This is a genomic window from Humibacillus sp. DSM 29435, from assembly GCF_001758225.1.
In the GTDB taxonomy this organism is placed as follows: Bacteria; Actinomycetota; Actinomycetes; order Actinomycetales; family Dermatophilaceae; genus DSM-29435.
Genome location: NZ_MAST01000045.1, coordinates 149,748 through 163,089, shown reverse-complemented (window position 1 = coordinate 163,089; position 13,342 = coordinate 149,748). Strand labels below are relative to the sequence as shown.

Here is a 13,342-nt window from a genome sequence, read left to right as displayed (position 1 = left end):
CTGCCCTCGAGACGCGGGGGGTGTCTCGCGGCTCACGGCAGTCGCGTTGCGGCGGCCGAGAGTCGGCGACCCTGCTCGGCCAGCACGGTTCGCAGCTCAGGCGGCTCGATCACCTCGAAGGGCCACGGCAGCCGTCCGAGATTGAGGGCCATGACGCTCAGGTCATGGCCGCCCGCCTCGAGCACGCAGTGGTCGGCGCCATCGGCTGTCACCCTGCCAACAGAGGGCGGGACCTGTTGCTCCACAGCCAGTTTGGAGGCGTGCACCCGCACCCGGGCGACGTGGCCGTACCCGGAGACGCTGATCGCTCGGCTGACGAAGTCGGCCGCATCCGGTGCCTCGCGTGGGGCGTACCGCCATCCCCGTGACCGGGCAGCATCGATGCGGTCGAGCCGAAAGGTGCGCCAGTTGTCACGGTCGAGATCGAAGGCCATGAGATACCAGCGCCGCCCGGTCGCGACCAAGCGGTAGGGCTCGACGCGACGCTCCCCCGTGCCTCTCGGCCCGGTGTAGGTGAAGACGACCTGCTCGGTCTCACGCACCGCCCGGGCCAGGGTGAGCAGCGTGCGCGAGTCGACGATCGGACCGGCCGAGTCGAGGGTGACCGTCGCCTGGTGGATGGCCTCCACCTGCCCTCTCAGACGTGAGGGCAGCACCTGGTCGAGCTTGGCGAGGGTGCGCACCGCGGCCTCACCCAGCCCTTCCACGGTGCCCCCGGCCGCGAGGCGCAGGCAGACGGCCACGGCGACGGCCTCGTCGTCGTCGAGCAGCAGCGGGGGCAGCCGGCGACCGGCCCCGAGCTGGTAGCCGCCGCCCGCGCCGCGCCCGGCGTTGACCGGGTAGCCGAGGTCTCGGAGCCGCTCCACGTCGCGCCGCACGCTGCGGGTCGTCACCCCCAGGCGCTCGGCCAGCTCGGTGCCGCTCCAGACCGGCCTCGACTGCAACAGGTCGAGCAGGCGCAGCACCCGACCCGTCGTCGTCGAGGTGGTGCTGCCGTCGCCGTCGTCCGCCATGCCACGACTCTTTCAGAGCCTGCGGACAGATCCTGTCCTAGATGGCTGCCAGAGTCGAGCCATGACAACGACAACGAACCGACCACTGGTGCTGAACGAGATGCTCGTCGACCAGCTGGACCGGCACTGGCGCCAGCAGCTGCGACCTCGGCTCGAGGGGCTCCTCGACGAGGAGTACCTCTGGGCACCGGCGCCGGGCGCCTGGAACGTGCACCCGCGCGGAGAGGGCCTCACCGAGATGCAGGGCGGCAGTGGCGACTTCACGGTCGACTTCGCTCACCCCCAGCCGAACCCGGCCCCGGTGACGACCATCGCGTGGCGCCTCTCGCACCTCATCGTGGGCGTGCTCGGCGTTCGCGTCCACGCGCACTTCGACGGTCCGCCGGTGGACTACCTGGGGTTCGACTACGCCGGCACCGCCGACCGCGCCCTGGCTCAGCTCGATGAGGCCTACGCCGCCTGGGTGGCCGGAGTCAGGGCCTGGGGCGAAGACGGGCTCGCGCTCGAGTGCGGGCCTGCCGAGGGTCCGTGGGCAGGCCACACGCGCGCCGATCTGGTCGCGCACATCAACCGCGAGGTGATCCACCACGGCGCTGAGATCGCGCTGCTGCGCGACCTGTGGGCGCACCGGGACGACCGGGCGCGGGCCTGACGTGGCGGCCCAGGTTCCACCCGTGGCCGATGAACGTGAAGGCCTGATCGCCTACCTCGACCAGCAGCGCGACGCCTTCGTGTCGGTCTCGTTCGGTCTCACCGAGGAACAGCTTCGGCAGGCTCCCACCGCCGGCAGGCTGAGCCTGGGCGGGCTGATCAAGCACGTCACGACCTGCGAGCGAGGCTGGACCGAGAGAATGGCGGCCGCGCCCGATGCTCCACCCCCGGCCGAGCGGTCGGTCGGCGACGAGAAGCAGGCCTGGGGTGATGACTTCCGGGTCAAAGACGACGACAGCCTCGGCAGTCTGCTGGCCAACCTGGCGGCGGTCGGTGACCGCACCCGAGACGTGCTGCAGCGCGCCGACCTCGACGCGCCCGTTCCGGTGCCGCGCGACGCGCCCTGGTTTCCCAAGGACATCGACGCGTGGTCGGTGCGCTGGGTCGCACTGCACATCATCGAGGAGCTGGCGCGGCATGCCGGCCACGCCGACATCGTGCGTGAGTCCATCGACGGGGCCACGATGTACGAGCTCATCGCCGGTCGAGAGGGGTGGCCCGAGACCGACTGGCTGAAGCCATGGCGGCCGGCCGACTGAGTCAGCCCAGCGGCATCCGGTCAGACGGGGTCAGACGTTCTCGCAGAAAGTCGAGCACGGCGGCCACCGCGACCGGATGCCGCTCAGCCGTCAGGGTGGCGTGGCCGGGGCCGTCGAGCTCGACGCGGCGAAAGCCCTCCCCCAGCTCGCGGGACAGCGTCTCGAAGCGGGTACCGGTGGCCCGGTCGTTCCGGTAGCGCACTCCGAGCACGGGGCATCCGCCGGCCACCCTGGCCCGCACGGCGGCCAGGTCGGCCGGGGCCAGGTTCACGTCGGCCGCGCGCCGGCGGTCGGTCGCCAGTGGGATCGCCGGCTGGGCCACGACGGGCGCCACGACCGAAGGGTCGATCATCATGGCGAGCGCGAAGCTGCCGGTGAAGCACATGCCGATCGCGCCGATGCCCACGCCGCCGAGCTCGGCGTTCAGCCCGGCGGCCAGGCTGCGCAGCCACCCGGCCACGGGCGTGGTGCGCCCCGTGGCCAACAGGGTGAACTCGCGACGGATGCACACCCGGGCGATCACCCCAGCGGCCTCGGTGCGGCTCGGCGCCAGCTCGGCGCTGCCGAAGAAGTGCGGCATCACGACGGTGTAGCCCTCGCGGGTCAGGTCGTGGCCGAAGGTGGTGACCTCGGGGGTGAGGCCCGGGCTCTCGTGCATGAGGATGACACCCGGGCCGACGCCACGACGGTAGGTGTCGAAGGTGAACCGCCCGCTCGTGTGGCTCGACCTCTGCCAGCCCGCCAGCAACGACATCGCCCAACCCTACGGCGGCCCGGCTGCCCACCCCACCCCACCTAAACCTCACCCGTCGAGTGGCCACTTTCGAACGACATCCAGCCGGCGCCCAGGGAACGCGCAGGTCAGGGGCACCTGGAAAAAGTAGGGTTCGACCATGACGATGCCGGAGGCCGGGGTGCTGCGCCGCTTCGTGGCCCATCTCGACGCGCCCGGTCGCGCGCCCATCGGGGTGAGCGACCGGGGAGAGCGCCGCGGCCTGAGGGTCGAGACGTTGCTCGTGCTCGGTCTCAGCCTCGGCGCGTCGGCGATCGGGTCGATCCTCAGCATCATCGAGAAGCTGACGCGCCCGGTGCCGCTGGCGGCGCAGACGACCTCGATGAACAACTCCCAGACCCCCGACCGGCCCTGGCTCGACCTCGCCTACCAGCTCGTCAACATCGCGTTGCCCCTAGTGGCGGTTCTGCTGGCCATCTACCTGCTGAACCGCATCCACCGTCCGTCCCTCGATGTCCGGGCCGGCCGGTTCATCGGGTTCGACCGTCGGCGGCCCGGCAGTGACCTGGTGCGCGGGCTGGGGCTGGCTGCGCTCATCGGTATCCCCGGGCTCGGTTTCTACCTGTTCGCCAAGGCGATCGGCATCAACACCCAGGTGGCCGCCGCCAACCTCACGGCCGTGTGGTGGTCGGGCCCGGTGCTCGTGCTCGCGGCCATCGAGAACGCCGTGCTCGAGGAGGTCATCATGGTGGCCTACCTGTTCACCCGGTGGCGTCAGATCGGGTGGTCATGGCCTCTCGTCATCGGCGTGTCGGCCGTCATCCGCGGCAGCTACCACCTCTACCAGGGCTTCGGCGGGTTCGCCGGCAACATCGTGATGGGGCTCGTGCTGGGGCTGGTGTACGCCCGCACCCGCCGCGTGCTCCCCCTGGTGATCTGCCACGCGATCCTCGACACCGTCGCCTTCGTCGGCTACACCGTGCTGCGATCACGCGGCGTCTCCCTCTGAGATCTGCGCTACCCCCGCCACACGGCCACGGCGGCGGGCCTCTGCGCCCGACTGCGTCCGTCTGCATACGATGGCGCCCATGAACTCGGCCCGGGCGCTGCGCGCACGCCTGCTCGGGCCCCCGGAAGACGACTTCCGCTCAGCGGGCCGCATCCACTGGCTCGGCTGGGGCGGCCCGCTCTTCTTCATGCTCGTCGGCGGCTTCATGCGGTTCTGGCACGTCGGCGCCCCCCACAAGCTGATCTTCGACGAGACGTACTACGTCAAGCAGGGCTGGTCGATGGTCCAGTTCTGGTACGAGGTGAAGAACGACACCCTGCTGCAGAGCGCGAACCAGGTCGACCAGCACTTCACGGCCAACGACCCCTTCATCTACGGCACCGAGGGCGACTTCGTGGTTCACCCACCCGTCGGCAAGTGGCTGATCGGCTGGGGCGAGGTGCCGTTCGGCATCCTCAACTCCTTCGGTTGGCGCTTCGCCGTCGCCCTGGCCGGCACCCTCTCGATCCTCATGCTCGGGCTCATAGCGCGGCGGCTCCTGCGCTCTGACCTGCTCGGCACCGTGGCCGCTGCCCTCCTCGCGTTCGAGGGCCACCACTTCGTGCACTCGCGCACGGGGCTGCTCGACATCTTCGTGATGTTCTTCGGCCTGGCCGCCTTCGGGGCCCTGCTCATCGACCGAGACCGAACGCGCGCCGTGCTGGCCGACAAGGTCGCCGGGCGCACGCGCGAGTCGCTGTCCTGGTGGGGCCCGTGGCTCGGCTGGCGACCGTGGCGGTGGGTCGCCGGGGTGATGCTCGGGCTCTCGGTGGGGGTGAAGTGGTCGGGTCTCTACTTCATCGTCTTCTTCGGCCTGCTCACCGTCTTCTGGGACCTCGGCGCTCGTCGTGCGGCCGGCATCCGCGGTTGGCCCGCCGGCGCCGTCATCAAGGACGGTCTGTTCGCCGTGGTGCAGCTCGTCGGTGTCGCGCTCGTCACCTACGTGGCGAGCTGGACCGGATGGATCCTCAGCAAGGGCGGGTCGTTTCGCGACTGGGCGGCCACCAACCCGAGCGAGAAGTGGGGCTGGCTGCCCGACTGGTGGCGCTCGCTCTGGGCCTACCACCAGCAGATGTACGCCTCGAGCGCCTCGATCAACGACCCCCACCCCTACCGCACCAGCCCCTGGTCGTGGCTGATCCAGGGCCGCCCCACGTCGTTCTTCTACGAGGGGCCGAAGAAGGGCCAGGACGGCTGCCTCGTCGACCAGTGCAGCAAGGCGATCACCTCGATCGGCACCGTGTCGATCTGGTGGGGAGGCACGCTCGCCATCTTCGTGCTGCTGTTCATGTGGGTGCTGCGGCGGGACTGGCGGGCCGGGGCGATCCTCTGCGGGCTGGCCGCCGGGTACGTGCCGTGGTTCTTGCTCGCCAACCGCACCATCTACTCCTTCTACACCGTGGCCTTCGTGCCCTACGTGGTGCTCGCCTGTGTCTACGTGCTGGGCCTGATCATCGGTGGCCGAGACAGCTCACCGACCCGACGACGAGTCGGCTACGCCATCACCGGCGCCTTCGTACTGCTCTCGATGGCGCTCTTCGCGTTCTTCCTGCCCATCTACGTGGCCGACATCATCCCGCTGCAGGAATGGCAGCGACGGATGTGGTTCCCCAGCTGGGTCTGACCCTGGCCGGGCGGAAACTCAGCCCGCCTTCGCGGGCTTGGGCGCCCCGGGCCAGCGCACCAGGTAGCTCGTCGGCTCAGCCCGGGGCGTGAGCGCCAGCCCGGTGTGGTCATCGACGACCAGCCAGGTTCCGAGCGATGTCTCGCGAACCCCGATCACCGCGTCGTAGTGGAAGTCGTAGCGCACGCGCCGGCCAGCATCAAACAGGTCGAGGCGGCCCTGCGGGCCGGCCGTCCAGCGGGCCGCAGTGTCCTCGGGTCGAGGCGAGAAGGCAGCCGACCCGGTGTCATAAGTCAGACCGCTGGCCCAGCGCAGTACCTCCGTGCCGGTCACCGCCTGCTGGCTCACCACCGCCAAGGTCGCCGGATTGCGTTGCACCGCAGTATAGGTGGCCCCCTCGCTCGCGTCGTCTGGCGTCGCCGGCTGGAGCGTCCAGAGCACGCCGGGGACCTTGCCCTGGGCGGCCTCGGCAAGCACCGCCGTCAGCGGCCCGAACTTCTTCTGTCGCACCACCACGCCCTTGGTGCTGACCGCCACCAACCGGCCCCCACGCTCGGCCACGAAGGCCGTGTTCCCCACCACGGCGAGAGTGGGGGCCGACCCTCTTGCGAGCACCAGCACCGGTGTCACCCGAACTGGGGCGCCCTTGGCAGAGCCCCCGACCAGCACGACGCGCGGTGTGGGTTCGTCGGTGAGAGCCACGACCCGGTCACCGAGCTGACGGGCATCGGACACCGCAAGATCGACGACGCGCGTCTGCTGCGTGGCCGGGTCGAAGTGCATCAGATGGTGATCGCGAGTCACGAGCCACATCGTCTGCGCGGCACCGTCGAGCGCGCGCAGCACCCGGCCGTCGATCGGACGCTCCGACACGACGTACTGGTAAGCGACCTCGACCCGGTTCGGATCGCCGAGAAAGACCCGGTAGGTGAAGGTCAGCCCACCGACCACGACGAACGACAGCACGACGATCACGATGTTCAGACGCTGGACGAAGGCGACGTCGCCGCGCAGAAACCGAGGCAGCGCGCTGCTCACCGGCCCCGCCGACGCTGTTGGCCGGTCACGGTCGCTGCCGCCCGCGCTGCCGCGGTCACGCAGCATGGTGACCAGGCCGGACGCGCTCGCACCCTCCCGCGCGGTCACCACGCCATGCACACCCACCACGATTCCGGTCGCGGCCCCGGGGCCCACCGTGACCAGCATGAGCAGGCTCCCGAGCAGAGCGGCGACCCCCAGCAGCAGCGGAAGACCGGCCACCACTCCCACGGCCAAGGTGATGGTGGACAGCGTCGCGCCCACGATGACCTCGGCGAGCAGCATGCCACCGACGAGCAGCAGCGCGACCCGTTCGAGTCGCGACATCCGGCTTCGCGTCGCGAGCACCCACGCGACCGCAACGGTCACCGCCAGCGGGATGCCGTACTGCACGATCGACAGGTACGCGACGGCGAGCGTGAAGTCCGGTGCCTGTGGGTTGGCCTGCGGGCCGGCCCACGCGACGAGCAGCCGCACCCCCCGCCACCCGCCCGTCTCCGTGGCGTAGCTGTGCGACAACCCGAGCACGCTCACCCAACCGACCAGCCCGTAGGCGAGCACCAACACCGAGAGCCCGGCCCAGAACCGCTCGTCGCGGCGCAGCAGCAGACCGACCAGCACAAGCGCAGCCACCCCCGTCCAGGGCGCCGTCCACGGGATGCCGGCCCGCTGACCGGCCACCACCCCGACGACGGCCACGGCCACCACGAAGACGCAGGAGGAGATCGCGACGACAACCGGCCGCCAGGAACGCAACGTGGCCCTCCCCGGGCGCACGAACGAGACGACGACGGCGACGGCCAGCACCGGTACGGCGGCCAGTGAGAGCACGCGAGCGACAGACTCGATGATCGAGGCCACCTCGGGCACGATGTTCCTCCTCCGTTGCCGGCCCCCTCGGGCGATGGTCGCAACCGTAGACGTAGCGTGGGCGGTTTTCACGGGCATCGGGCCTGGTGTTAGAGTTCCTGACGCACGAGGGGCTGTGGCGCAGGTGGTAGCGCGTCTCGTTCGCAATGAGAAGGTCCGGGGTTCGAATCCCCGCAGCTCCACCACGAAGACCCCGCCCGCCCGGCATCTGGGCGAGCGGGGTTTTGTGGGTACCGGCCAGGCATCACTGCTCACGACCCGCCCGCACAGCCCGAGACGAGGGGCTCGAGCCGATGCTGCACGAGATGGCGCTCTTCGCCGGCGTCAGCGAGGTCGGTACACGGCCGGCAGATGGGGTTCTACCGTGGTCTGAGCAGCTCCCCCACCCGATTCCACACGATCCGACCCACCGTGGGGGCCGTGCGACAACCTGAGGGACCGACATGAACCAGCACCGCAGCCCATCTCAGCACCGGCTCACCAGCGCTCGCCGCGTGGCGGCCCAGAACTGGCACGCCACCCAACGAAGCACGCTGACCCCTGGCGAACGGGCCGCCGACACGATGCGCAACAGCATGGGCAGCTGGGGCTTCGTTGGCGGTTTCGTGGCCTTCATGGTCGTCTGGGCGGTGGTCAACAGTCTCACCGCCGGATGGGACCCCTACCCCTTCATCCTGCTGAACCTCTTCCTGTCGATGCTCGCTGGCCTGCAGGGCGCCATCCTGCTGATCGCCGCCAAGCGCCAGGACGCCATCTCGGCCTCGCTGGCGCAGCACGACTACGACACGAACATCGCGGCGAAGACGGATGTGGAGTCGTTGCTCGAGCTGGTGCACGAACAACGGTTCCTCATCACCGAGCTGCGCGACGAGCTGTGCCTCCGGCTCGATACCCTCGGCGAAGGAGCGCAGCGGTAGGGGCGAGCCCCGTTGGCCGGATGCCGCTGGGCCGCTAGGTTCGTGGGGTGAGCCGCAGCGTCTACGTCGCCTCCCCCGAAGGCCTGACCGGCAAGTCCGCCGTGGCGCTCGGCCTGCTCGACGCCCTGATCCGTGAGGTCGGCTCGGTCGGGGTGTTCCGCCCGCTGACCACGCTGGGCGGTAACGGACCCGACGACGAGGTCGACCTCATCATCGACATGCTGCTCAGCCAGCCGGGCATCGACCAGAGCTACGACGAGGCCATCGGGGTGACCTACGCCGAGGCTCACGACGACCCCGACGAGGCGTTCCACGTCATCGTCGAGAAGTTCGGCCACCTCAGTGCTCGCTTCGAGGTCGTCGTCGTGCTCGGGTCGGACTACACCGACGTCTCGACCGGTACCGAGCTGTCGTTCAACGCCCGCGTTGCCGCCAACCTCGGCTCGCCGGTGGTGCTCGCCGTGCACGGTCGAGACCGCACTCCCGACCAGGTCGCCACCGCCGCAGCCAGCGCACTGACCGAACTACGGGCCAACCACGCGAATACCGTTGCGGTGATTGCGAACCGGGTCGATGCCGCCTTGGTCGACGAGACCCGGGCCGAGCTGGCCCGACTCGGCATCCCTGTCACGGCTGCCCTGCCCGAGACCCCGCTGTTGCGAGCGCCCACCTTCCGCGCCCTCGTCGAGGCCACCGACGGCCAGCTCGTGATGGGCAACGAGAGCTGGATGGACCGCGACAGTCTGGGCCTGGTGGTGGCGGCCATGAGCCTGCCGAACGTGCTGTCGCGCCTGTCCACCGACGTCACCGTGATCGCGCCGAGCGACCGCGCCGACCTCATCCCCGGTCTCGTGCTGGCCCATCAGGCGGGCACCTTCCCCAGCCTGGCCGGCATCCTGCTCACCGGCGGCTACGAGATCCCCGACACCATCCGACGGTTGTCGGAGGGCGTGCAGCAGAACCTTCCGATCGCCGTCACCAGCCTCGACACGTTCACGACGGCGCAGCGCCTCATCAAGGTGCGTGGCCCGATGACCAAGGAGTCGATGAACAAGATCGAGACGGCGCGGCGCCTCTTCTCGGAGGGCGTCGACCAACCGGCCCTGCTCGCGGCTATCAACGTGTCGGGCTCCGAGACCCGCACGCCGCTCATGTTCGAGTTCCAGCTGATGGAACGCGCTCGCTCAGACCGCAAGCACATCGTGCTCCCCGAGAGCCACGACGACCGCATCCTCGAGGCTGCCTCGATCCTGCTGCGTCGAGGCGTGGCCGACCTCACCCTGCTCGGCGACGAGAACCAGGTGCGGGCCCGCGGCTCCGTGCTCGGGCTCGACCTCGACGCCGCAAAGATCATCTCGCCCCGCGACACGAGGTTCGTCGACCGCTTCGCCGCCGAGTACGCGCGGCTCCGCAGCCACAAGGGTGTCACGTTCGAGCAGGCGCGAGACACCGTCACCGACGTGTCCTACTTCGGCACGATGATGGTGCACCTCGGTCTCGCTGACGGAATGGTGTCGGGGGCCGCCAACACGACGGCCCACACCATCCGCCCGGCGCTCGAGTTCATCAAGACCCAAGACGGCGTCAAGACGGTCTCGAGCGTCTTTCTCATGTGCCTCGAGGACCGGGTGCTCGTCTACGGCGACTGCGCCGTGATCCCCGACCCCACCACCGAGCAGCTCGCCGACATCGCCATCTCGTCGTCGGCCACCGCCCGTCAGTTCGGCATCGAGCCCCGGGTAGCGATGTTGTCCTACTCCACGGGCGCGTCGGGGTCGGGGGTCGAGGTCGAACGCATCAGGGCTGCGACCGCGATCGTGCGCGAGCGTGAGCCCGACCTGCTCCTCGAGGGTCCGATCCAGTACGACGCCGCCATCGACCCCACGGTCGGCGAGGCGAAGCTGCCCGGGTCGCCGGTCGCCGGCCGGGCCACCGTGTTCATCTTCCCCGACCTCAACACGGGCAACAACACCTACAAGGCCGTGCAGCGCAGCGCGCACGCCATCGCGGTCGGGCCGGTGCTACAGGGCTTGCGCCGGCCCGTCAACGACCTCTCGCGAGGAGCCCTCGTCGACGACATCGTCAACACGGTCGCCATCACTGCGATTCAGGCCCAGGGCCTGCCGCCCAGCCCCCCACCTCCCGGAACGGAATGACCTGCTCGTGAGCTCTGCTACCCGTCAAGACGCGTCACCGGTGCTGGTGCTCAACGCCGGCTCGTCGTCACTGAAGTTCCAGCTGCTCGTACCCGAGACGGCGCAGGTTCTCGCCACCGGCCTCGTCGAGAACATCGGCGAACAGGGCAGCAGCGTGGCCGACCACGGGGCAGCCCTCGCCGTGATGACGTCCGAGCTGACGTCTGCCGGTGTCGACCTCGACCGTGACCCGCTCCGGGCCGTCGGCCATCGCGTCGTGCACGGCGGGTCGTACTTCAGCGACCCCGTGCTCATCGACGACGCGGTGCTCGGCCACGTCCGTGACCTCATCCCCCTCGCCCCGCTGCACAACCCCGGCGCGGTCACCGGCATCGTGGCGGCCCGGGCGAGGTTCGCCGTGCCCCAGGTGGCGGTCTTCGACACGGCGTTCTTCGCCGACCTGCCGCTACCGGCCGCGACCTACGCCGTGCCCCGCGAGCTCGCGGCGAAGCACCGCATCCGGCGCTACGGCTTCCACGGCACCTCGCACCAGTTCGTCTCGGCGGCGGCGGCCGAGCTGGTCGGTCGGCCGCTTGCCGACCTCGACCAGATCGTGCTGCACCTCGGAAACGGCTGCTCGGCGTCGGCAGTGCGGGGTGGACGCGCGATCGACACCTCGATGGGGCTGACTCCGCTCGAGGGGCTCGTCATGGGCACCCGGTCGGGCGACGTCGACCCCGGGTTGCACGCGTTCCTGCACCGCGAGGAGGGCCTCACGAGCGAGCAGGTCGATGCTCTCCTGAACCAGAGATCGGGCCTGCTCGGGCTGGCCGGCGCCAACGACTTCCGCACCCTCGAACGGCTCATGGGTGAGGGCGACGAGCACGCGACCCTCGCCTTCGAGGTGGTCGTGCACCGGATCAAGCACTACGTGGGCGCCTATCTCGCCCAGCTGGGTCATCTCGACGTGCTGAGCTTCACCGCCGGAGTGGGGCAGCACAGTGCCACTCTGCGAGCCGCTGTGGTCGCCGGTCTGGGCGGTCTGGGTCTGCGACTCGATGCCGAGCGCAACGGCGCCCCCTCGTCGGCGGCACGCATCATCAGCACCGACGACTCCCCCGTCACGATCGCGGTCGTGCCGACCAACGAAGAGCTCGCGATCGCCCGCCAGACCGCGGCTCTGGTGCGTTAGCCGTCCACCGAGGGCCAGAGAGTGCGCGGCCCGCTCCAGATGTCGCGCATCACCCACGTCGTCGCCGAGTCGAGCACCGCCGAGCCGCTGGTCAGCACGAGCTGAACCCCGAGCGCGTCGTCTCGGGTGGGATAGGTGCGCGACGCGAGCGCGCGTCCGTTGGCGAACACCTCCAGGGCCGAGTGGTCGACGAGCACCCGCAACGCGACGCTGCCGTCGAGGCCAACCGGCACCAGCCCCTGTCGCTCCAGCGCCTCTACCGCCGGGTCGAGGGTGCTTCGCGACCGGTCGAGCTCGAGCCGCACCTGCCCGGCGTCATCAGCCGTGCCACGAGCCAGCCGGATGACCGTGCGCTCCTCGTCGTCAGGAGTGGCCCGCACCGCCACCTCGACCACCGCGCCCGGTTCGAGCCGCACCACCAGTTCGACGTCGACGGCCACGCCAGAGCCGAGGGCGATGCGCCGGCCCTGGTCGAGCACCCCGACGGCCCCCACGACCGGCTCCGAACGCAGCGACGCCACCTCACGGACCGGCGCCTGCCAGAGCGCGCCGTCGACGCCCAGCGTCACCTCGCGGGGCACCGACAGGGCGCCCGCCCAACCGGCGGCCACGCTGGAGGCCTCTGGCCGCTCCTCCTGGAGCCAGCCGAACATCACTCGCCGACCCCCCTCGTCGGTGAACGACTGCGGAGCGTAGAAGCACGAGCCGCCGAGGTCGAGCCGCTCCAGCGCGACCGGGTCGAAGTGGTCGCCGGCGTAGGTTCCAGTGAGGTAGAGCGCGTGGTGCAGTGACACGTCGTCGCAGGCCGAGAGCACCAGCACGTCGGATGCCGGGCCGCCCGGTTCGAGCGACGGTGGACGGAACAGGTCGACGCACTCCCACATGTCTCCGGTCCAGTAGTCGTCTGTGCGATCACGCTCGTTGGTGTCGCCGACGAGCAGCGTGCCGACCAGGCGCCACTCACGCAGGTCGTCGGAGTCGTAGAGCAGCGCCGTGCCGCCGACTCCGGTGACTCCCGATCCGACCAGCTGCCGCCAGTGACCGCTCTCCCGCCACACGCAGTGGTCGCGGAAGCCGGTGACGTCGAGACCCGGCGGGGGGTGGTCGATCACCGGGTTGCCCGGGTCGGTCACCCAGGTGCGCAGGTCGGCTGAACCGGTCGCCACGCAGGGCAGCTGCCGACCGTCACGGTTTCCCGAGTAGACCAACGTGGGGGTGCCCTGGTCGTCGACGAGGACGCCCGACCAGCAGCCGTCACGATCGGGCCCGTCATCGCTCGGAACCAGGGCCACGGGCTCGTCGTTCCACGTGACCAGGTCCTGGCTGGTCGCGTGCCCCCAGTGGATACGACCGTGCACGGCCGCGTGCGGGTTGTACTGGTAGAAGAGGTGGTAGGTGCCCTGCCACTGACCCAGCCCGTTGGGGTCGTTCAGCCAGCCCCCGGGCGCCGTGAAGTGATAGCGCGGACGCTGCGGGTCGGACTCGGCGCGCTCGACCAGATCTTCGTTCATCGCCGCATCAT

11 protein-coding genes and 1 tRNA gene are annotated in these 13,342 nt (G+C 70.1%); 8 read left to right on the top strand and 4 right to left on the bottom strand.

All coding sequences use genetic code 11. The annotated features are described in order from the left end of the window. Positions 1-32: 32 nt before the first annotated feature. Positions 33-1,013 (bottom strand): YafY family protein, encoded by a 981-nt coding sequence (locus BA895_RS18805; protein WP_070193405.1) that lies wholly within the window; start codon positions 1,011-1,013, stop codon positions 33-35. A 61-nt stretch (positions 1,014-1,074) separates the two neighbouring features. Between BA895_RS18805 and BA895_RS18800 the strand changes: the two genes are divergently transcribed. Both BA895_RS18800 and BA895_RS18795 read left to right on the top strand, forming a co-directional pair. Continuing rightward, the gene (locus BA895_RS18800; protein WP_083283541.1) at positions 1,075-1,665 is read left to right on the top strand and encodes a DinB family protein; all 591 of its coding nucleotides are present in this window, start codon (positions 1,075-1,077) and stop codon (positions 1,663-1,665) included. Positions 1,666-1,687: 22 nt separating this feature from the next. Continuing rightward, complete coding sequence (locus BA895_RS18795; protein WP_254666556.1) at positions 1,688-2,263, top strand: DinB family protein; 576 nt, start codon at positions 1,688-1,690, stop codon at positions 2,261-2,263. A gap of 1 nt (position 2,264) precedes the next feature. Here BA895_RS18795 and BA895_RS18790 read toward each other — a convergent pair whose 3' ends face one another. Continuing rightward, positions 2,265-3,017 (bottom strand): dienelactone hydrolase family protein, encoded by a 753-nt coding sequence (locus BA895_RS18790; protein ID WP_070193403.1) that lies wholly within the window; start codon positions 3,015-3,017, stop codon positions 2,265-2,267. 145 nt (positions 3,018-3,162) lie between these two features. Between BA895_RS18790 and BA895_RS18785 the strand changes: the two genes are divergently transcribed. Together BA895_RS18785 and BA895_RS18780 are read left to right on the top strand one after the other, a co-directional pair. Continuing rightward, positions 3,163-4,005: a CPBP family intramembrane glutamic endopeptidase gene (locus tag BA895_RS18785; RefSeq protein ID WP_083283561.1), complete on the top strand. Its 843-nt coding sequence runs from the start codon at positions 3,163-3,165 to the stop codon at positions 4,003-4,005. Positions 4,006-4,084: 79 nt separating this feature from the next. Beyond that, positions 4,085-5,668 carry a dolichyl-phosphate-mannose--protein mannosyltransferase gene (locus tag BA895_RS18780; protein WP_070193402.1) on the top strand — a complete coding sequence of 528 codons (1,584 nt, stop codon included), beginning with the start codon at positions 4,085-4,087 and terminating at the stop codon, positions 5,666-5,668. 18 nt (positions 5,669-5,686) lie between these two features. On the opposite strand, the gene BA895_RS18775 is transcribed toward BA895_RS18780, so the two are convergent. After that, a complete protein-coding gene (locus tag BA895_RS18775) occupies positions 5,687-7,576 on the bottom strand; it encodes a hypothetical protein (RefSeq protein WP_070193401.1) in 1,890 nt (629 codons plus the stop codon). 109 nt (positions 7,577-7,685) lie between these two features. On the opposite strand from BA895_RS18775, the gene BA895_RS18770 reads away from it, so the two are divergent. From BA895_RS18770 to BA895_RS18755, 4 genes are all read left to right on the top strand, one after another. Next, positions 7,686-7,761: transfer RNA gene (locus BA895_RS18770), tRNA-Ala, on the top strand. 258 nt (positions 7,762-8,019) lie between these two features. After that, a complete protein-coding gene (locus tag BA895_RS18765; RefSeq protein WP_371327740.1) occupies positions 8,020-8,493 on the top strand; it encodes a DUF1003 domain-containing protein in 474 nt (157 codons plus the stop codon). 47 nt (positions 8,494-8,540) lie between these two features. Next, positions 8,541-10,649: a phosphate acetyltransferase gene (gene pta, locus BA895_RS18760; RefSeq protein WP_070193400.1), complete on the top strand. Its 2,109-nt coding sequence runs from the start codon at positions 8,541-8,543 to the stop codon at positions 10,647-10,649. Positions 10,650-10,656: 7 nt separating this feature from the next. After that, positions 10,657-11,820, top strand: coding sequence for an acetate kinase (locus tag BA895_RS18755; RefSeq protein ID WP_217493948.1), 1,164 nt, complete (start codon positions 10,657-10,659; stop codon positions 11,818-11,820). Here BA895_RS18755 and BA895_RS18750 read toward each other — a convergent pair. Continuing rightward, positions 11,817-13,331, bottom strand: coding sequence for a glycoside hydrolase family 32 protein (locus BA895_RS18750; RefSeq protein WP_070193398.1), 1,515 nt, complete (start codon positions 13,329-13,331; stop codon positions 11,817-11,819). The genes BA895_RS18755 and BA895_RS18750 overlap by 4 nt on opposite strands. Positions 13,332-13,342: the final 11 nt, after the last annotated feature.

Bases quoted from the DNA above. Each gene is read 5' to 3' on its own strand.
- BA895_RS18805 (WP_070193405.1), bottom strand. From the start codon at position 1,013: ATGGCGGACGACGGCGACGGCAGCACCACCTCGACGACGACGGGTCGG.
- BA895_RS18800 (WP_083283541.1), top strand. From the start codon at position 1,075: ATGACAACGACAACGAACCGACCACTGGTGCTGAACGAGATGCTCGTC.
- BA895_RS18790 (WP_070193403.1), bottom strand. From the start codon at position 3,017: ATGTCGTTGCTGGCGGGCTGGCAGAGGTCGAGCCACACGAGCGGGCGG.
- BA895_RS18785 (WP_083283561.1), top strand. From the start codon at position 3,163: ATGCCGGAGGCCGGGGTGCTGCGCCGCTTCGTGGCCCATCTCGACGCG.
- BA895_RS18780 (WP_070193402.1), top strand. From the start codon at position 4,085: ATGAACTCGGCCCGGGCGCTGCGCGCACGCCTGCTCGGGCCCCCGGAA.
- BA895_RS18765 (WP_371327740.1), top strand. From the start codon at position 8,020: ATGAACCAGCACCGCAGCCCATCTCAGCACCGGCTCACCAGCGCTCGC.
- BA895_RS18750 (WP_070193398.1), bottom strand. From the start codon at position 13,331: ATGAACGAAGATCTGGTCGAGCGCGCCGAGTCCGACCCGCAGCGTCCG.